Origin of the sequence: Salipaludibacillus sp. CF4.18 (genome assembly GCF_051262595.1) — a bacterium.
In the GTDB taxonomy this organism is placed as follows: Bacteria; Bacillota; Bacilli; order Bacillales; family Salisediminibacteriaceae; genus Salipaludibacillus; species Salipaludibacillus neizhouensis.
In genome coordinates, this window is the sequence record NZ_JBIMEV010000158.1 from 1 (window position 1) to 508 (window position 508).

The following is a 508-nucleotide window of genomic DNA, read 5'->3' on the forward strand; positions in this document are numbered from 1 at the left end:
CGGAGGAAACCGGGTTAATGAGAACAACTGGTCCGAATACTTCCTGACAGGACACTTTTGAATCTCTGGTTACGTTTGTCATCACCGTTGGAAATACAATATTTCCTTCTCGTTGTCCACCTGTTTCTATTTTCGCCCCATTTTTTTCTGCCTCGCTAATCCAAGACAGGATACGGTCTACATCCCCTTCAGAGATTAACGCAGATACTTCCGTCTTCTCGTCTAATGGGTCTCCAATAACAAGTTTTTTCGTTTCAGCAATAAATTTAGTGACAAATGACTCATATAACTTTTCATGAACATACACACGCTGCAAGGAAATACATACTTGTCCTTGAAACCCGAAGGCACCTTGGACACAGCGAGAAATAATGCGGTCAAGATCAACATCTTCATCAATAATCACCGCAGAATTCGAACCTAATTCAAGAGTTGTTTTTTTCAATCCCGCTTTGCTGCGAATTTCTTTTCCAACTTCTGGACTTCCTGTGAATGTAATCATACTCAC

Annotated in this window: 1 protein-coding gene; it reads right to left on the reverse strand. The window is 40.9% G+C overall.

The genetic code is table 11. The annotated features are described in order from the left end of the window. On the reverse strand, positions 1 to 508 hold a 508-nt coding region (locus ACHABW_RS25960; RefSeq protein WP_435759931.1), incomplete at both ends, for an aldehyde dehydrogenase family protein.